This is a genomic window from Rhodococcus sp. MTM3W5.2 (assembly GCF_001984015.1).
Taxonomy (GTDB): domain Bacteria; phylum Actinomycetota; class Actinomycetes; order Mycobacteriales; family Mycobacteriaceae; genus Rhodococcus_G; species Rhodococcus_G oryzae.
The window spans coordinates 5,403,008-5,420,114 of the sequence record NZ_CP019572.1 but is presented as its reverse complement, the minus strand read 5'-3'; the positions used below and the strand labels follow the sequence as shown (position 1 = coordinate 5,420,114).

Annotated in this window: 22 protein-coding genes, 3 tRNA genes and 2 pseudogenes; 20 read left to right on the top strand and 7 right to left on the bottom strand. The window is 68.4% G+C overall.

Annotated features, from left to right (window positions below):
* Positions 1–97: 97 nt before the first annotated feature.
* From BTZ20_RS27460 to BTZ20_RS24790, 6 genes and pseudogenes are all read left to right on the top strand, one after another.
* Entirely contained in the window at positions 98–268 is a 171-nt protein-coding gene (locus tag BTZ20_RS27460) for a hypothetical protein (RefSeq protein ID WP_189636549.1), read from the top strand.
* 6 nt (positions 269–274) lie between these two features.
* Positions 275–523 (top strand): annotated as a pseudogene (locus BTZ20_RS30020) (CheR family methyltransferase); the annotation flags it as partial.
* A 181-nt stretch (positions 524–704) separates the two neighbouring features.
* Positions 705–923 (top strand): CheR family methyltransferase, encoded by a 219-nt coding sequence (locus BTZ20_RS27455; RefSeq protein WP_077043179.1) that lies wholly within the window; start codon positions 705–707, stop codon positions 921–923.
* Positions 924–954: 31 nt separating this feature from the next.
* The gene (locus BTZ20_RS26990; protein WP_189636547.1) at positions 955–1,260 is read left to right on the top strand and encodes an HNH endonuclease signature motif containing protein; all 306 of its coding nucleotides are present in this window, start codon (positions 955–957) and stop codon (positions 1,258–1,260) included.
* Positions 1,261–1,399: 139 nt separating this feature from the next.
* Positions 1,400–1,708: a hypothetical protein gene (locus BTZ20_RS24795; RefSeq protein ID WP_077043178.1), complete on the top strand. Its 309-nt coding sequence runs from the start codon at positions 1,400–1,402 to the stop codon at positions 1,706–1,708.
* 439 nt (positions 1,709–2,147) lie between these two features.
* Positions 2,148–3,341, top strand: coding sequence for a phage major capsid protein (locus tag BTZ20_RS24790; RefSeq protein ID WP_077043177.1), 1,194 nt, complete (start codon positions 2,148–2,150; stop codon positions 3,339–3,341).
* An 89-nt stretch (positions 3,342–3,430) separates the two neighbouring features.
* Here BTZ20_RS24790 and BTZ20_RS24785 read toward each other — a convergent pair whose 3' ends face one another.
* Together BTZ20_RS24785 and BTZ20_RS24780 are read right to left on the bottom strand one after the other, a co-directional pair.
* Complete coding sequence (locus BTZ20_RS24785) at positions 3,431–3,649, bottom strand: hypothetical protein (RefSeq protein ID WP_223263510.1); 219 nt, start codon at positions 3,647–3,649, stop codon at positions 3,431–3,433.
* Between the two features lies 1 nt (position 3,650).
* Positions 3,651–4,466: a GTP pyrophosphokinase family protein gene (locus tag BTZ20_RS24780; RefSeq protein ID WP_189636546.1), complete on the bottom strand. Its 816-nt coding sequence runs from the start codon at positions 4,464–4,466 to the stop codon at positions 3,651–3,653.
* A gap of 61 nt (positions 4,467–4,527) precedes the next feature.
* Here BTZ20_RS24780 and BTZ20_RS27450 point away from each other — a divergent pair, with 61 nt between their 5' ends.
* Positions 4,528–4,740 carry a hypothetical protein gene (locus BTZ20_RS27450; protein WP_077043174.1) on the top strand — a complete coding sequence of 71 codons (213 nt, stop codon included), beginning with the start codon at positions 4,528–4,530 and terminating at the stop codon, positions 4,738–4,740.
* 217 nt (positions 4,741–4,957) lie between these two features.
* On the opposite strand, the pseudogene hisC reads toward BTZ20_RS27450, so the two are convergent.
* A pseudogene (gene hisC / locus BTZ20_RS24770) lies at positions 4,958–6,047 on the bottom strand (histidinol-phosphate transaminase).
* Between the two features lie 114 nt (positions 6,048–6,161).
* On the opposite strand from hisC, the gene BTZ20_RS24765 reads away from it, so the two are divergent.
* From BTZ20_RS24765 to BTZ20_RS24745, 5 genes are all read left to right on the top strand, one after another.
* Positions 6,162–6,890, top strand: coding sequence for a dienelactone hydrolase family protein (locus BTZ20_RS24765; protein WP_077043173.1), 729 nt, complete (start codon positions 6,162–6,164; stop codon positions 6,888–6,890).
* An 84-nt stretch (positions 6,891–6,974) separates the two neighbouring features.
* Positions 6,975–7,066: transfer RNA gene (locus BTZ20_RS24760), tRNA-Ser, on the top strand.
* A gap of 35 nt (positions 7,067–7,101) precedes the next feature.
* Positions 7,102–7,174: transfer RNA gene (locus tag BTZ20_RS24755), tRNA-Arg, on the top strand.
* A 602-nt stretch (positions 7,175–7,776) separates the two neighbouring features.
* Positions 7,777–8,835 carry a hypothetical protein gene (locus tag BTZ20_RS24750; RefSeq protein WP_083742838.1) on the top strand — a complete coding sequence of 353 codons (1,059 nt, stop codon included), beginning with the start codon at positions 7,777–7,779 and terminating at the stop codon, positions 8,833–8,835.
* A gap of 76 nt (positions 8,836–8,911) precedes the next feature.
* A complete protein-coding gene (locus BTZ20_RS24745) occupies positions 8,912–9,511 on the top strand; it encodes a putative glycolipid-binding domain-containing protein (protein ID WP_077043172.1) in 600 nt (199 codons plus the stop codon).
* Positions 9,512–9,532: 21 nt separating this feature from the next.
* Here the strand turns inward: BTZ20_RS24745 and BTZ20_RS24740 are convergent, their stop codons facing one another.
* Positions 9,533–10,528 (bottom strand): prephenate dehydrogenase, encoded by a 996-nt coding sequence (locus BTZ20_RS24740; RefSeq protein WP_077043171.1) that lies wholly within the window; start codon positions 10,526–10,528, stop codon positions 9,533–9,535.
* Positions 10,529–10,576: 48 nt separating this feature from the next.
* Between BTZ20_RS24740 and BTZ20_RS24735 the strand changes: the two genes are divergently transcribed.
* The 5 genes from BTZ20_RS24735 (at position 10,577) to BTZ20_RS24715 (ending at position 12,958) form a co-directional block, all read left to right on the top strand.
* A complete protein-coding gene (locus tag BTZ20_RS24735) occupies positions 10,577–11,116 on the top strand; it encodes a tRNA adenosine deaminase-associated protein (protein WP_077043983.1) in 540 nt (179 codons plus the stop codon).
* A gap of 39 nt (positions 11,117–11,155) precedes the next feature.
* Entirely contained in the window at positions 11,156–11,590 is a 435-nt protein-coding gene (locus BTZ20_RS24730) for a nucleoside deaminase (protein WP_145982504.1), read from the top strand.
* A gap of 65 nt (positions 11,591–11,655) precedes the next feature.
* A tRNA-Ser gene (locus BTZ20_RS24725) sits at positions 11,656–11,746 on the top strand.
* A 202-nt stretch (positions 11,747–11,948) separates the two neighbouring features.
* Positions 11,949–12,452, top strand: a complete 504-nt coding sequence (locus tag BTZ20_RS24720) for an ImmA/IrrE family metallo-endopeptidase (protein ID WP_189636545.1) — start codon at positions 11,949–11,951, stop codon at positions 12,450–12,452.
* A 2-nt stretch (positions 12,453–12,454) separates the two neighbouring features.
* On the top strand, positions 12,455–12,958 hold the full coding sequence (locus tag BTZ20_RS24715; RefSeq protein ID WP_077043169.1) for a hypothetical protein: 504 nt from the start codon (positions 12,455–12,457) through the stop codon (positions 12,956–12,958).
* 16 nt (positions 12,959–12,974) lie between these two features.
* Here the strand turns inward: BTZ20_RS24715 and BTZ20_RS24710 are convergent, their stop codons facing one another.
* The gene (locus tag BTZ20_RS24710) at positions 12,975–13,559 is read right to left on the bottom strand and encodes a TetR/AcrR family transcriptional regulator (RefSeq protein ID WP_223263509.1); all 585 of its coding nucleotides are present in this window, start codon (positions 13,557–13,559) and stop codon (positions 12,975–12,977) included.
* A gap of 110 nt (positions 13,560–13,669) precedes the next feature.
* Between BTZ20_RS24710 and BTZ20_RS24705 the strand changes: the two genes are divergently transcribed.
* Positions 13,670–14,161: an SRPBCC family protein gene (locus BTZ20_RS24705; RefSeq protein ID WP_077043168.1), complete on the top strand. Its 492-nt coding sequence runs from the start codon at positions 13,670–13,672 to the stop codon at positions 14,159–14,161.
* 40 nt (positions 14,162–14,201) lie between these two features.
* The gene (locus tag BTZ20_RS24700) at positions 14,202–14,888 is read left to right on the top strand and encodes a YceI family protein (protein WP_077043167.1); all 687 of its coding nucleotides are present in this window, start codon (positions 14,202–14,204) and stop codon (positions 14,886–14,888) included.
* Here BTZ20_RS24700 and BTZ20_RS24695 read toward each other — a convergent pair.
* Entirely contained in the window at positions 14,869–15,261 is a 393-nt protein-coding gene (locus tag BTZ20_RS24695) for a hypothetical protein (RefSeq protein ID WP_077043166.1), read from the bottom strand. The two genes, BTZ20_RS24700 and BTZ20_RS24695, sit on opposite strands and share 20 nt — an antisense overlap.
* Positions 15,262–15,294: 33 nt before the next feature.
* Between BTZ20_RS24695 and BTZ20_RS24690 the strand changes: the two genes are divergently transcribed.
* Positions 15,295–16,080: an AraC family transcriptional regulator gene (locus tag BTZ20_RS24690; RefSeq protein ID WP_077043165.1), complete on the top strand. Its 786-nt coding sequence runs from the start codon at positions 15,295–15,297 to the stop codon at positions 16,078–16,080.
* A gap of 5 nt (positions 16,081–16,085) precedes the next feature.
* Here BTZ20_RS24690 and BTZ20_RS24685 read toward each other — a convergent pair whose 3' ends face one another.
* Positions 16,086–17,048, bottom strand: coding sequence for an esterase/lipase family protein (locus tag BTZ20_RS24685; protein ID WP_223263508.1), 963 nt, complete (start codon positions 17,046–17,048; stop codon positions 16,086–16,088).
* Positions 17,049–17,107: the final 59 nt, after the last annotated feature.

The following is a 17,107-nucleotide window of genomic DNA, read 5'->3' as shown; positions in this document are numbered from 1 at the left end:
ACCGCATGACCATCCAACGCTGCGCAGCACCGAGCTGCGCGCATCTGATCCGGACGGGCACCTACTGCCCGATGCACCGCGAGGAGGACGAGAACTGATGCGCCTGCAGCCCCGCAGGGTCGATCCAACGGTCACCCACAACCCGAACTGCCGCAATCCGATCCTGCTGCTTCTGGGCAGTCAGGGCTACGCGCTCTCGTGCAATGAGGCCCGCGCGCTCGCCGACCAGCTGCACGACGCAGCCGACCAGGTCAAGCAGAGAGGGTGATCTGAGATGCTGACCCCACCGACCGTGGACAGTCCGCAGAACGCAACCACCGGGTGGTTTCGCAGCCCGAAAGTGTGGCGGCACCTCGGCGCCTACGTGCGTGGACGCGAGCGCTGCGACATTTGGTCGGCTGCCTGCTCGACGGGCGAGGAAGCGTACTCCGCGGCGATCATGCTCGACGCACTCGGCGTCGACGGCACTGTGTACGCCTCCGACGTCAATCCCGACGCGGTCGCCGCGGCACGCGCCAGCAGCTACGGCGTCGAGCTCATGGATGAGTACATGAACCGCGGGAGCCGACTCCCCTCAGGACTGCGCAGACTGACTGCCGCAGCTATGCGGCAGCGGGGGACCGGTACATCGTGCGCGAGCACATCCGACGTCGCGTGCGTTTCGCCGTGCGAGATCTCCGCCACTTCAATGCCCGGCTGTCGATGTGGTGATCGTGGCGAACTGCTGGCGCTTCTTCACGTCGGACGAGCAGCACCGCCTTCTCAGGGCAATTCACGGCGCGCTACCCCGGGACGGACGGCTGGTGATCGGACCAGCCGATCTGTACTCGCAACATCTGCGTGACCACCGGCCGCCGACCCTCGAAACCTACTTCAGCCCTGCGGGATACGAGCTCATCTTTCAGCCGAAGGAGGCAATCTGATGCCCACCGCACCACCTCGGATGTGCCCGAAGTGCCGCAAGGCGCACAGCAACCCCGCGGGTGCCCGACCTGCCGACCGCCGTGGGCCGGGTCCAAGAACCCTGGCAGCTCGACGCGCCGGGCGCGGGCACTGCGGCGCCAGGTGCTGGACGAGCAACCGTTCTGCGCGGTCCTCGGATGTCAGCGCGCGTCCGTCGAGGTCGACCACATCGTGCCGCTGGCGGCCGGAGGAGATCGCTACGACCGCACGAACCTCCGCGGCATCTGCGTTCCTCACCACCGGGAGAAGACCGCGCAGGAGGCAGCTGAGGGCCGGAAGCGACGGGCCGGGGGATAGGGGTCGGGATTTCTACACCCTGGCCGGCGGACTGCGCTGCGGTAGCCCCGCTTCTTCGCGCTCAGATTCGGGCTCATGGGGGTATCTCGCCCGGCCTGGGCCGCAGATCGAAACCACAACGACGACAGGACGGTTCACCATGACCGAGATCGATACCATCCACACAATCCGGGCCGCGAGCTTGCTGCTCGCCTGCCTCGACGGCACGCCCGCCGAAGTCACCAAGATTCTCGACGAAGCCCACGCCTCACCGGCCGGGCTGCCCGGACTGCTCGCCGCGATGGCCTCTGCCACCGTGGAGCTGCTCGTCGGAACGGTCGGCGAGGACGGCGCGCGGAAGACGCTGAGCATGGTGCTGCTCGACGCGAGCGTGAGTCAGACCGAGGGGGCTTATGAGCGACACCGAGTCCGCTCCGGGCGAAGTCGTGGGCAGTTGGGGTCATCATGACCTCGGTTGCCGCGCGGAGACGACCGCCGAGACCCGTCCCGTCCGTGTGCGGAAGACCGTGCGGGGCCCGTTTGGCGTGGAGGACGGGGCCGAGGTCGCCACGATGCCCGTCGACACCGCCCGCGAATGGGACGAGCGATATTGGCACGCAAGGCCGTAGAATCTGCATCGACCTTTCTCGGGTTGTAGGCGACGTTCGAACTGTCCGTCCCCTGGTCTCGCCGGACGCGGCGAAGACGCAGGCAAGGGCCAGCAGTTCGGGCGTCGCTCCCGGAGGACGGTCGAGAAGACCAGGACTGGGCCACATGAATCCGCCCGCCTCCGAGGCCCTAGGGCGCCTTGGCAGGCCATCGGTAAACCCGTCCACCTGGCGAAACCCCCAAGTCATTTCGCGCTGCCTGCGAACCGTGAGCGGCGCTGTACCGAAAGAGGTTTCACCATGATGACCAAGAGCAAGCTCAAGGAGCTCCGCGACGAGGCCGAGACGGTTGTCGCGAAGGCGCAGGCAATCGCTGCGAAGACGCAGCTCGAGGGCCGCGAGTTCACCACGGACGAGCGGCGCGAGTTCGACAACAGCATGGCGAAGAGCAGGAGCCTCCTCGAGCAGATCAAGGAAGGCCGGCGCGATCTCGAGGTGTTCGACGCCGCGAAGTCCCTGGCCTCCGAAATCGGTTCACCGGAAGGTGAAGGCGGACAGGCGAAGGGCCGCGGGTACCTGGCCCTCGGCCGGAAGGCTGTGGCCGGGACAGTCTCCGGAATCGCCGAGAAGATGACCTATGACCAGGCGGGCGGCACGAAGGCGCTGCTGCCGTCCGGTGCGGTCGTCTCCACCGTGCCGATGCTCGCCGAGTCGCCGATCGCGCTCGGGCGCCGGGTGCTGTCGCTGCTTGACGCGGTGCCCGCCATCACCCGCGCGGCGCACTACAGCTACCTGAGGCAGAACGGGCGCACGAACAACGCTGCGCCCGTCGCGATCGGAGCGACCAAGCCGACGACCGTCCTCGGCCTCGAGAACATCGAGGCGGCGCTCGAAGTAGTGGCGCACCTGTCGGAGCCGGTTCACTCGTACTGGCTCACCGACAACACCAACCTTGAGCAGTTCATCGCGGCCGAGCTGCTGTACGGGCTGCAGGTTGCACTCGAAAATCAGTTCCTCAACGGCAGCGGCGCGAGCCCACAGCTTGACGGTGTGCTCGGCGCCTCCGGGATCCAGGTGCAGGCGTTCGCGACGAACCTGCTCACCACGACCCGGCAGGCGATCACGAAGGCCGAGACGGCCGGCCACGAGCCCGGCCTGTTCGTGCTGGCGCCGGGCGATTGGGAAGCGCTCGAGCTCGCTCGCACCGACACTGCGGGGCAGCTCGAGCTCGGCGGCCCGGTCGACCGCGCTGCGCGCAAGGTCTGGGGTGTGCCCGTTGCGGTCTCGACGGCCCTGCCCGCCAAGACGGGCGCACTGCTCGACCTCAGCTCGGTCGGGATCTCGACCGACGCCAACGGCATCGAGGTGAAGTGGAGCGAGAACGTAGCCGACGACTTCACGAAGAACCAGACCCGGGCCCGCGTCGAGGGCCGGTTCCAGGCTGACGTGTTCCAGCCGCTCGGCGTCGTGAAGATCGCGACCGCGACCGCGTAGTCGCTGGGGTACGCCTGCCGTACCCCAGCGAACAGAGAACGCCCCGACCTCGCAGCGAGGTCGGGGCGTTCTGCTGAGTCGATCCGGGCCTACGAGGCCGAGGCAAGCTCCTTGCCAGTGAAGTAGCGCGAGTGTGTTCGCTGCAGTGTCTCCAAAGACTTGCTGATCAGTGCGGCGATTTCCACATCTCGGTCGACTCGTTCGGCTTCAAGACGAAGGCGGTACCGCATCGCGTCCTGGTGGTCCACGAACTCGTGGACTCGGCGATCTCGGGTGCGACGATTGAACTCAATGACGTAGCCAGGCATGTCAAGCATCCTCCATATCGTCAAGAGTACGTTTCAGGTCAAGTAGCAGCTCAATGTACCTGCTTCTTGAATCCCTGACACCATCTTCGATCTCACCGACGCGCCGGACTAGGGCACGATGATTGTCATCTCTGTCACCGTGTGGGACGGCCTCTAGCTCGGCTTGGAGGTCGGAAAGTTGCTGCTCCAGCTGCTCCAGGGCTGCAATCTCATTCGAGAAGGTGTGGAGGTGTTCGACGACTCCGCGGATGCCGGGGGCGTCCGGAATCTCCCCATAGCGGATTCCGCGTCCGATCCTGTCGGCGAGACGTTCGTAAGTGTTCGCCCATGCGCTCTGCGTAGTCGTGCGTAACTGGATCTCCACACGGCCGGGTGGAAGCCGGAGCCACACATGCACCGCCCGGTAGCCGCTATGAGGATTGTCCCGTATGTCCTTGACAACGGAGTCCTCGCCGAAGAAAGCAACAACCTCGTGAGCGAGTGCGAGCTGAGAATCGAGTGTGAACTCTGCATCCACTCGCACCCCTGCGATGTCCTGGACCTGGTCTAAGGTGAGCCGCGGCGGACGGCGGCGGAGCTTCTGGACCAGGGTGTCGAGCGTTTTCGGCCGTGCAGCCAAGTCGAATGAATCTGAATCTATCGTCGTCCAATCGGTGATCGCGAGTGTCGCTGCTACCTCGGCGGCCAGGTCGTTGTGCCAGAGCATGACCTCGTCGTAGTGAGGGCAACCATCTGGCGATTCGTCGCCGGCCGCAAGGGCTTCGCCGAGGCGTCGCAGCTTCCGGCGCGACCACGGCAGGGTTTCCGTCAGATCCACTCGGGTAGTGAAGCACCAACCCGCGTGGCTGGATGACGCTATGGGCTGATATGAACTCGCCATGGCAAATCGAATCGTCTTCTGGGTCCCGCCGAATGACCTGTTCCCGTATGCAAACAGGCCGCATTCGCTGAGCTTGGATCCCACCAGCTTGCAGTCGTCCTATCCTGACCTCGCTGCAGAGATCGGCGGTGCGCGGATCGTCGGGCATCAGCTCACCTGGGTTGGCGGCGGTGGTGTCAACTGGATCATGACGTTCGAGGTTGAGGACTAGCTTCCCGGCGCCCGATCCGTGGGCACATTTTGGGCACACATGGCCGCAATTCCGGGCCATCCGACGGTACCCGGCGTCACCCGAAATGCCAGGTGAGAGGGCATCTTCTGTCCTGACCTGCAGGGTTCCGCAGAGTTCAAATCCCTCCGCTTCCGCCAACAACAAACGGCTCCGACCAGGTCCCCTGGTCGGAGCCGTTGTGGGTGGTATGGAGTCCTCAGCCCTGCTGGGAGGCCTTCCAGATGGGCAGCCCGGCCCCGAGGGCGAACGCCAGGAAGGTGTCGTTCTCGTCGGGATCGCCGATGGTGACGCGCACCCCGTCCCCGCGAACGGTCGCGTGAGCACCTTCGCGCTGACGCCTGCCTCGCCGAAGGCCGCGGCCTGGTCGCCGAGCGGGAGCCAGAGGAAGTTGGCAGAGGTCGGCGGCACGTCGTATCCGCCTGCGATCAGCGCGTCCCGCACCCGCGTCCGCTCGGCGACCACCCCGTCGGTGCGGGCGAGCAGTTCCGCGTCGGCGGCGAGCGAGGCGACCGCGGCGGCCTGGGCGACGCTGGTGACCGCGAACGGCAGGTGCACCTTGAACAGGGCGGCGATGATCTCCGGGTCGCCGATCGCGTATCCGATCCTCAGACCGGCCAGGCCGTAGGCCTTCGAGAAGGTCCGTAGTACAACGACATTCGGCCGCCCTTCGGCCAGGGCGATGCCGTCGGGCGCGGTCTCGGCGCCCGCGTCGGGTCGCACGTACTCGTAGTAGGCCTCGTCCAGCGCGACGAGGATGTGCGGGGGACCGCGTCGAGGAACCGCGCGAGGGCCTCGGCGTCGAGGACGGTCCCCGTCGGGTTGTTCGGGTTGCAGATGAAGATCAGCCGGGTGCGGTCGGTGATGGCCGCGAGCATGGCGTCCAGGTCGTGTTCGTAGTCGGCGGTCAGCGGGACCTCGACGGGGGTGGCGCCCGCGACCTTGACCACCACGGGATAGGCCTCGAACGAGCGCCACGCGTAGATCACCTCGTCGCCCGGCCCGGAGGTCGCCTGCACCAGTTCGAGGCAGATACCGACCGATCCGCAGCCGGTGGTGATCCGGTCTGCGCTCACGCCGAGCTTGGCGGCCAGCGCGTCGCGCACGGCGACCGACCCGTTGTCCGGGTAGCGATTGGCGCCTGCCGCGGCCTCGGCGATCGCGTCCATCACGCTGGGCAGCGGACCGGCGGTGGTCTCGTTACTGGCCAGTTTGATCGCGCCGGGAAAGTTGCGTCCCGGCACGTAGGGGGCGATTCTCGAGAGGTCGGGGCGGGTGCGCACGGTCATGGATCGACATTATGCGCCGCTTCCGATCGGGCGTGGCGGGTGCGGCGAAAAAGAATCCGGCGACCCCGAAAAGAATCTTGAACGGGTGGGCCGTGAGCGTGCCAAGGTATACGTATGTCGGGAATCTTCACGGACAGCGCGGTGCTGCGCGCCCTGGGGGAGCATCCGGACGAGCCTCCCGTTCGCGTCCCCGTTACGGCCGTCGAACCGGACGGACCCGCCCGCGGCGGCATCGTGGTCCTGCACGAATCGCGGGAGTTCACCGACAACCTGCTCGCTCTCATGCGCTCGCTGGCGGCTGAGGGCTGGCTGACGGTGGCGCCGCACCTGTTCCATCGGGAGCCGCTGCACAGCACCGCGGAGGTGTTCGGGGACAACCTGTTCGCCGACTTCGACGCGGCCTTCGACTGGCTCACCACGCGCGGGGTGTACCCGGACTGCGTCGGGGTGCTCGGCTTCGACGACGCGGGCACGGCCGCCCTGCTCGTCGCGACGTCGAGGCCGGTGGGCGCCGCGGTCAGCGTGTCGGCGCGCGGCATCGTCCACCCGCTCGCGGAGGGCGCCCCGGCTCTGGTGGATGCCGCCCCGAGGTTGCAGGCCCCGTGGCTGGGGCTGTACGGCGAGGACGACCCGGGCGCACCGCGCGAGGAGGTCGAACGACTGCGGGACGCGATCGCGCGCGCCGACGTCGCGACCCTGGTGGTCAGCTACACCGGTCTCGAGCACCGTGCGGACGAGCCGCCGGACTTCCCGGTGGACGGGGATGACAACGATCCGGCCGCGCAGGCGATGATGGATGCGCAGCGCCGGATCTTCGACTGGTTCGATGGCAATCTGCGCTAGAAATCGCTGTGACCGGCCGTTTTGCGCCCTACGCCGTGCCTGTGTAATCTTTCCATCCGGCGGTTCCGAAAGGACCTGAGCCTAGGAAGCGTGCCAGAGCGGCCGAATGGGACTCACTGCTAATGAGTTGTCCTCCTCAAAGGGGACCGGAGGTTCAAATCCTCTCGCTTCCGCCACGCTGGTGCTCGTAGGCCAGCACAACTGAAGACATGCGCCCGTAGCTCAACGGATAGAGCACTTGACTACGGATCAAGAGGTTAGGGGTTCGAATCCCTTCGGGCGCACAGTGAGGAACCCCTCACCGGCAGTAGTGCCGGTGAGGGGTTTTCTCGTGGGCCTCCCGGTCGAACTCCCGTCGGGCGCAGCGGCTTTCGGCCGCGCGACCGACGCGGGTCGACTAGCACGCACGTTCGATTACCGCTAAGGTGGTCGTCGCGGGCCGATGGAGCCAGCCAGCTCGAAGGCATGGGCCCGCACCAATCGTGCCGCCCGGTTCCCCGACCTGGGGCGGCATGCGGGCCCCGTCGATCCACGTGATCGGCGGGGCTTTTCGCATCGACGATCCGGCGCAGCGACACTCGAATTGCCGGGATTCTCCTCACCAACTGTGTGCCGCCTGTGGACGAGCCTCCGATCGGGCTAGGGATCAACAGCGCATGGCCATCGCGCCACCTCGTCATCCACAGGCCTGTGGATGGCAAAACCGCAGGTACAGGCTAATTACATCAATGTAATCCACAGATTCGTCCACACTGTCCACAGTCTGGCGTCGGGTGTTAACAGGATTTATCCACAGCTGTGGACAAGTCGCGGGATCGGGGACGGGGACGACGACCGCCCGGTTGGGGGACACTGGGGGACCCAGGGCCACGGAAGGAACGCAGCCATGACACTGGCGTCCGCGCTGATCGGTCGGACCGAGACCGGGCGCGCCCCGCGCAGGCCGCTGCTGCTGCGTGACGCGCAGGCCAGTTCGCTCGTCGAGGCGTTCGTCATCATCGGGGTGCTGACGATCCTGGTCACCCGCGCCTACCTGCATCTGACCGGATACCCACAGGTCGGCGGGTCCACTCTGCACGTCGCACACGTGCTGTGGGGCGGGCTGCTGATGGTGGCGGCCCTTGTCGTGGTCTTCTCGTTCCTCGGCCTGCGGCCGCGGCTCCTCGCGGTGGTGCTGGGCGGCATCGGATTCGGGCTCTTCCTCGACGAGGTCGGCAAGTTCGTCACCAAGACCAACGACTACTTCTATCGTCCCGCCGTCGCGATCATGTACGTCGTCGTGGTGGTCCTGCTGCTGCTCAACCGCTGGCTGCACGACTCCCGGCCGCCGAGCGTTGCCGAGGACATCAGCAACGCCGCCGCCATCGCGGTGGACGGCCTCATCCGGGGACTGCCGCCGGAGCGTCGGGCGCTCGCGGAGGTGCAACTGCACCGGGCCAAGGCGGCGGGCGCCGACGTGACCGCGATCGCGGACATCGGTGATCTGCTCGCGCGCTGCGATCCGCGGGAGCCCGGCCGGTTCGGGGGAGTGCGGGCGTGGGGATCGCGGCGGATCCCGTCCGCGCTGAGCAGCCGCACCGCGGTCGGCGTCGCAGCCTTCGTCCTTGTGCTCTTCTCGACGTCTGGGCTGATCAACGCCATCGTCACCCTGTCCTCCGATCTCGAGGGCTCGGCCGGGACCATCACCACCCTTGGCCAGCTCGCAGGCACCGCCGTCGCGTGCGCGCTGAGCTGGGTCGGCGTCGCGAGGCTGCGCAACGGCAAGCTGTGGCCGCTGCAGTTCCTGCGAGCCGCGGCGCTGGTCACGGTGCTGTTGACGCAGGTGTTCGACTTCGTCGCGCAGGAGTTCGGGGCGCTGCTCAACGTGGTGGTCGGGTTGTTCGCCCTCGCGGTGCTGTCGGCCAGGATCGCGGTGCTCGAGCGCCGCGCGGCCGAGGCGGCGTGAGTGGTCGGCGCATCCGCGACCCGCGAGGTTCGGCGCCACCGCTGCCCGAAGGCCCCACGTCGCTTACCGTAGTCAGGTGACCAATCCAGCTCAGGGCGCCGCGGCCACCGAATCGGTCTGGCCAGCTGTCCTCACGTGGCGGGCCCACACCGCTCCTCGGATGGAGTCGGTTCGTGTGCAGCTCGTCGGTAACCGGATCAAGGCGGCCGGCCGGATCATCGGTGGTCAGTGCGCCGAGCACCCCGCGTTCAGCGCGTCCTACGACCTGGTCACCGACGAGAACGGGGTGACCCGCAGGCTCTCGCTGCGGACCAGCCTGGCCTCGGGTGAGCGGCAGGTCTCGATCAGCAGGGACTCTGAGGGCAACTGGATGGTCGAGAACGGGACCAACCCCAAGCGATCCACCTTCGGCGGCGCGCTGGACGTCGACGTGGTGCTCAGCCCGTTCTTCAACACCCTGCCGATCCGGCGGCTGGGCATGCACACCGACTCCGAGGACATCCAGGTCCCGGTCGTGTACGTGTACCTGCCCGACCTGAGCGTGCAGGAGGCGAGCCTGACCTACAGCAGCGGTTCGGACGGCATCCACGTGCTCTCGCCGGTGTCGAGTTCCTCGGTCACCATCGACCGCGACGGCTTCATCCTCGACTACCAGGGCCTCGCCGAGCGGATCTAGGCGCTCCGCGCCTGTGCGTGGTTACCGAGTCCCTGCACTCGCAAAGCGCGCACGGGCGCGAAGCGCCCCACCCCGGCGGCCGGCGTCGCGCATCCGCTCCACCCAGCCGTCCTCGCCCACCGCGACGTCGGTGATCTCCCAGCGGTCCAGGTTCTCGTAGCGCAGCCGCGCGGCGTGCCCCGCCGTCACCAGCTCCTCCGTGCTGCCGCTGTCGGCGAGGGCGTCGCGGGCCTCGGTCAGCAGCCGCAGCGCCTCGTCCAGCGCCACGATCAGCGCGCCCGAGTTCGCCTCGCACATCGCGCGCACCAGCTCCGGCGCGGTGCCCGCGACCCGGGTGCCGTCCCGGAACGAGCCCGCCGCCAGCCCGAGTGCCAGGTCGCCGCCTGCCGCCGCGGTCACCGCGAGCGCCTCCGCCAGCAGGTGCGGCAGGTGCGAGATGCGGGCGGCCGCCGCGTCGTGCTCGTCGGCGGCGGCTGGTACCACCACCGAGCCGCAGTCCAGGGCCAGCGCGGCCACCTGGCCCCACACGACGGGGTCGACGCCGTCGTCGGTGCCGACCACCCACACCGCGTCGCGGAACAGGGCGACGTCGCCCGCCGCCCAGCCGGACTGCGAGGTCCCCGCCATCGGGTGCCCCCCGACGAACCGCGCGCCGAGGCCGTGGCCGCGCACCGCGTCGAGGACCGCCCGCTTCACGCTCACCACGTCGGTGAGCGCGCAGTCGGGGGCGTGCACCTCGACCGCGCCGAGCACGGTGTCGAGGGCAGGGACAGGCACCGCGACGACGATCAGCGCGCCGGACCGCTGCGCCCGTTCCAGCACCGCCTCGAGGTCGGTGTCGGCGTCGTATCCGTCGGCGCGGGCATCCTCGACGGCACCGGCGGAGCGGTTGTAGCCCCAGGCTGTCCGACCCGCGGCGACGGCGGCCCGCAGCACCGAACCGCCGATCAGTCCGAGCCCGAGAACGCACACCGGCGGGTCAGTCGCTTCATCAGACACCCGGATAGGTTGGCACATTTGCCAGCGGACTTCAGTTACCGGCGCCCGGCGGACTACGGTGACGGCATGGCTGCTCAGCGCGCGCGTGACAACAGCGCCCCCTCGGACCAGTTCGAGGATCTCGATGGCTTCGGCGTCGCGGTTGTCCTCGACGACGGCAAGTGGAAGTGCACAGCGCTGACCTCGGCCGCACTGAACAGTCTCGAGGCCGCGGAGACCGAGCTGCGCGAGATGCGGAGCTCCGGCGCCGTGTTCGGCCTGCTCGACATCGACGACGAGTTCTTCGTCATCCTCCGCCCGGCCCCGTCGGGCACCCGGCTGCTGCTCTCGGACGCCACCGCGGCGCTCGACTACGACATCGCCTCCGACGTGCTCGATGCGCTCAACATCGAGACCCCGGACCTCGACCCCGACGAACTCGACGACGTCGACCCGTGGGAGGAGGGCGACCTCAGTCTGCTGGCGGACCTCGGCCTGCCGGAGCCGGTGCTCGGGGTGATCCTCGCGGAGACCGAGCTGTACCCCGACGAGCAGCTGGGCATGATCGCGCAGCGGCTCGGCTTCGCCACCGAACTCTCCTCGGTGCTCGACACCCTGCCCCGGTAGATGTCGCTGCCCAGCGGGGCGAGGGACCGCGACGAGGCGATGATCCGGGCCGCGATCGCCGCCGCCTCCGCGGCCGCCTCCGCGGACGTCCCGGTCGGTGCCGTGGTCTTCGACGCGAACGGTGTCGAGCTGGCCAGGGCCGCGAACGCCCGCGAGGCCAACGCCGACCCGACCGCGCACGCCGAGATCCTGGCGCTGCGCGCGGCCGCGCTGGTGCACGGCGACGGCTGGCGGCTGGAGGGCGCGACCCTGGCGGTGACCCTGGAACCGTGCACGATGTGCGCGGGGGCGCTGGTGCTGGCCCGGATCGAGAAGGTCGTGTTCGGGGCGTGGGAGCCCAAGACCGGGGCCGTCGGGTCGCTGTGGGACGTGGTGCGCGACCGCAGGCTCACCCACCGTCCGCAGGTGCGTGGCGGCGTGCTCGAGGACGAGTGCGCGGCGCTGCTGGAGGGCTTCTTCCGCGAGCAGCGCTGATCGCGCGGAGACCCCGGTCAGCGGCCGATTTAGCGCCAGGCCCGGAGTCGGGTAAAGTCACCGGCGGTGGCGTGTCCGAGCGGCCTAAGGAGCACGCCTCGAAAGCGTGTGACGGGTAACCCCCGTCCGAGGGTTCAAATCCCTCCGCCACCGCCAAAGACCCTCACCTGCTCGCGCAGGTGAGGGTCTTTTTTGTCATCAGAGGCGCCGCAACGGGCGCGAACGCGAGCAAATGAGCTGCCCGAGGGCACGAGTTCGAGCGTCATAGATTGTGGGTACAGTCCCACTTGCCCCGTAGGCCAAGGGCATGGATACCCGTCCCTTGGCGGGAGTGAACCCAGCGATCGGAGGTGGACCCATGGCAACCGCGACCGCGAAGGACGCTGCCCGCAAACTGCGAATGCAGTACTGGAACGACGGCATGGGAAATATCGCTTTCCCGATCGATCCCTGGGAGATTGCCGAGCGCCTCGGTATCGCGGTTCGGCCTGCGATGCTGGACAACAACCTGGCTGGATTCATTGTCCGGGAGCAGGCAGACGGTCCGACCGAGATCTATGTGAACGAATCCGATCACCCGGTACGCCAGCGGTTTACCCTCGCGCACGAGATCGGCCACTACATTCGGCATCAAGACGACCCCGAGCCGATGGGGTTCGTCGACGAGCGCGCGGAGCTCGCCTCGTCAGGAACCGACCCCGAGGAGATCTGGGCAAACCAGTTCGCCGCCGAGTTGTTGATGCCGGCGGCGATCGTGAAAAAAGGGTGGGCCGAGGGCTTGTCGATCGGTGATCTGCGACGGAAGTTCAACGTGTCGACTCCCGCGATGAACAATCGCCTGGCCAGCCTGGGATTGCTCTGACTGTGAGTGGGGATGGAACTGCCGTCGATCAGAGTCAGGTCGGCGTCAAACTAGCGCGCGCGACCAGGTTGGAAGAGCTCCACAAGCGGTATGTCGCTGGAGAGGAGCCTTCAGGCGCCGGTGCTGGAGACACTGCTGCGGCGAATGCGCCCGCTGAATCCGACAGCGGTCTGGAATCTGGCGAGCAATCGGAGCGGGATGAGGACTCGAACAGTGCTCTCCTCGCGGCAGAGCTGCGCATTCGGACACTGAAGGCGAAGAACCGCGAACAGGACATCAAGCTTCGGAAGCGCCTTGCGCTCTGGTCGACCATCTTTGTCGGAGCGCAACTCCTCATGTCGAACGTGTTCTTCGGGGTGTATCTCTTTGTAAACAGGGAGAACCCCGATTCCCAGGTGATGATCGCGTGGCTGACTGCTTCGGTCGTGGAGGTCATCGGCATCCTGCTGGTCATCGCACGAAGTCTGTTCCCCGTCAAGAACGGGAACGCGCAGGGCTCCAGCTAGCGGGTTCTCACCGCGGTCACCGCCGAGCCGCGTCAACCGCCGTGTCGATCAGCCCGGACAGCTCGGCGCCCACGCGGTCGAGGGCCTGAACGCTGCGCTGCGCCCGTGCCACGAGCAGCGCCCCCTCGACGGCGGTGACGGCGGTGGTCGCCAGCGACGCGGCGCGGGCCGCGGGGACGTCGCGCTCGACGAGGGCGGCCGCGATGGCGTCCTCCCAGGCGGTGAAGCTCTCGCCCGCGATCTCCCGCACGGCCGCGAAGTCCCCGCTCTCCAGCGCGCCCGCGGCCACCGGGCAGCCCGACCGGAAGTCCGAGTCCAGCAGTTGGCGACGGAACATGCCGATGAGCCGTGCCAGGGTCTCGGACGGTCCGCCCTGCGCGAGGCTCGACTCGATCAGCGTCTCCATCAGCCCGCCCGCCGTGCGGGTGGCCTCCTCGGCCAGCTGGGTCTTCCCGCCGGGGAAGTGGTGGTAGATCGACCCGCGCGGGGCCTCGGCGCGCTCGATGACGTCGGCGAAGGAGGTTGCGTCGATGCCCCGCTCACGGAAGAGGGCGATGGCGCTCGTGAGCATCCGGTCGCGGGCGGTGGGGCGTTGTGTCACGTGCTCGTTCTCCCTTGCTGCCTATGTCGGTCAGCATAGTTCGGTACTGTCGGCCCTCGAGACATGTCGCGCGACACAATCGGCTGGCCCTCGAGCGAAAGCGAGCGACCATGCACTGGTTCGACCTCGACCCGATCGACGACTCCTACTTCGACACCGCGGATTTCGTCTACACCTACGGCATGGATCTGCGCGCGGGCGCGGACGAGGTGTGGCGGGGGTTGACCGGCGCCGAGCCGCTGTCGTGGTGCCGGCTGCTCGACGTGCACTACACCTCGGCGGCCCCGCACAGCACGGCGACGACCAGGGTCGCCAAGGTGGCGGGCGGCTTCATGCAACTGCGCGAGCAGTTCTTCGTCTGGGACGAGGAGCAACGGCGGCACGCGTTCTACGTGAAACAGGCCAACGTCCCGCTGTTCCGATCGTTCGCCGAGGACTACCGGGTCGAGCCGACGCCGACGGGTTGCCGATTCGTCTGGACCTTCGCGTTCACCCCGCGCCGCGGCTTCGGGGTCCCGGTCCTGCTCGCGCTGCCGGTGAACAAGGCACTGTTCGCGAGCTTCGTGCGGGACACCCGCAAGCACTTCGGTGCAGTGAACTGACACCCTGCGGAGGGCGCGGGAGATCAGTACTGTCCCCGACATGAGCAGACGCTGGTGGGTACTCGGCGGGATCGCGGTCGTCGCGGTGCTCGCGCTCGTCGTGGGGCCGTGGGTGTACGGCACCTGGATCGCCGAGGACGATGCGCCCGCCGCCTCGGTGTCCACCTCCGGCGCCGAGCCCGCCACCGGGGAGATGAACGGGCAGTGGGCGGTCTACGCGGGCCTACCGCCCAACGAGACCGCCGCCGGCTACACGGTGCACGAGATCCTCAACGGCGCCAGCGTCACCGTGGTCGGCTCCACCGGGGAGGTGAGTGGCTCGGCGACCGTCGAGGCCGAGAAGCTGACGGCAGGCGAGATCACCGTGCAGGTCGCGTCCATCGCCACGGACGACTCCCGCCGTGACGGGCAGTTCGACGGAAGGGTGATGTCGACCGACGAATTCCCCACCGCCACCTTCGTCCCCGACGGACCCGTTGACCTGTCCGGCCTGCCGGTCGACGGCACCAGCGGAACGGTCACCGCGACCGGAACCCTCACGATCAAGGGGGTGGCGCGGCCGGTCACCGTCGACGTCGAGGTGCTCCGGTCGGGCGATGCGCTGGTCGCCTCGGGCAGCATCCCTGTCACGTGGACAGACTTCGGTGTGCAGCCGCCGTCGCTGGGGTTCGTCACGGTGGACGGGTCCGGGACCGTCGACTTCCTGGTCAGCCTGCGGCGGGCCTGAGCGAACGGGACCCGAGGCCCACCGCGACGGCCAGCGCCGCCAGTGCGCCAACGTCCACCGCACGTACCCGCGACGACTGCGGGTTCGTCGGTCCCACCGCCGCGGTCAGCGCGACGTAGCTGCCCATGCTCGTCGCGGCGGCGGCGACGGTGGGGACGCGGATCGACGGCACGAACGTGCCCGCCAGCAGCCCGCCGCCGACGATCGCCAGCAGCGCGGCGCGGTGGCGCAGCAGCAGTTCCAGGTCGGCGTCGCCCACCCGCACGCCGTAGAGGGACTCGACCCGCGACGCCGACAGCGCCGCGGCGCCGGGCGCGAGGTTGACCAGTCCGACCCCGACCAACAATGCCCGTGCGATCCGATCGGCCCACATGGTTGCCCCTTCCGTGGTGGTTGTTGTGTCAGCATGGCGGTTGTGGACCGGTCGCCGCTTCCAGAAACGTGCGCTGCCACCCCGGCGCCCGCGCTGTGGGTCGGTTACGGGCATGCCGTCTATCTCGGACCCTCGCTGCGGCTGGACCCGCACTCGACGGCGGTGTACTGCCTGGCGGTCGGCGTGGACGCGCCGCTGATCCTGCGGGTGGACGGGAGCGCCGACGTGATGCTCCGATCGGTGCTCGTCCCGCCGCGGACGACGCACCAGATCGTCGCGACGGGGGAGCGAATGTTGTTCTGCTACTTCGACCCCGGCTCGGCGCGGGCGGACGGCTGCCTCGAGCGGATGGCGGCAGCGGAGAGCGGGTTCGGGAGCGGGCACCGGGCCGAAGCGGAGTTGGCCGGCCTCTGCGGGGGCCCGGTCCTCGACGCAGGCAGCATCCTGGACGCGGCGTCCGGCCCGGTCCGCGGGCCGGTCGACGAGCGGATCGGCGGGGTGATCCGGACGATCCGCGCGCAGCCCGGGGCGCCGGTCACCGCGGCGGAGTTCGCCCGAGACACGCACCTGTCGACGCCGTACTTCCTCCGGCTGTTCGCCGCGGAGACCGGGACCAGCTTCCGGCGCTACCGGCTGTGGGCCCGGATGCTGCACGTCGCGACGGCGGTGTCGAAGGGCTCCGACCTCACCCGCGCGGCCGTCGACGCGGGCTTCGCGAGCCCCTCGCATTTCAGCGACGCGTTCCATCGGATGTTCGGTCTGACCGCGACCACGCTGATGAGTGGCGGGGCCGCGATCGTGGTCGAGGGCGGCAGCTGAACCTCCTACTTCACGTTCGGGAAGAACGGGTCGACGGGGAAGCAGGGCACCGGCGTCTGGTGATCCGGATCGAGGGCGTTGAGGACGAACCGCCAGGCCCTTTCGCTGTAGAGCGAGGAGAGGTGTTCGGACCTGTCCGCCGCGCAGCCGTCCTGCAACAGGATGTTCGTGACGTTCGCGCCCTCGAGGAACTGCTGGGTGTAGGGGGTGACCACCTCGTCGTACTCGGTCACGATCGTCGTGTATCGCACACCCGGTCGGGTGTCGCCGGCACCGTAGGTCTGCGCCATCACGTCGGAGTCCACCGCCTGCTGGGTGAGGGCGGGGGTGAGTCCGGTTGTCACGTCGTAGAGGGCGCGGCCCACCGGAGGGACGAGGCTGCGGACGTAGACGCCGCCGCTGAGCGTGGTGCCGTGTGCGCTCGGCGAGATACCGATCTGCTTGTCCACCTTCTCATTCCCGCCCAGCACGTTGAGGTAGTAGTGCGAGAGCACGCCGCCGCCCTGTGAGTGGCCGACGAGGTCCACCTTCGTTGCGCCGGTGGCCGCGAGCACCCGATCGACGGTGCCGGACAGCGCCCGCGCCGATTCGCGGATGTCGCCGAGCGCCTGGACGGGGATCTCCGACACCCAGACGGGGTTGCCGAAGTTGAACGTGTAGACGCAGTAGCCGTTGTTGCGTAGGTAGGGCGCGCCTGCCTGCCACGCGGTCGCCTGCGTCGCGAAGGTCGGGTTCACCAGGACAACCGGGTTCGGGTGGGCGGCGGACGGACGGCAGGCCGGGTCGTTCGCGCCCGGCGGCACCACCTCGGGGAACGGCAGGGCCCGGAGTCCTGCGCCGAGGTCGAAGGGGACGGGAAGCGGACCGCTCGCCGGTTCGGCCGCGGCGGCGCCGGTTCCGGCTGTGACGGCGGCCAGTAGGCCGATCAGCGCCATTCCCGCTCGCAGACCTCGATCTCGGATCGCCATCGGTTCCCCTGTCGTCGCACGTTCTTACTTTTGAGTAAGTTAACACGTGAAGTGTGATG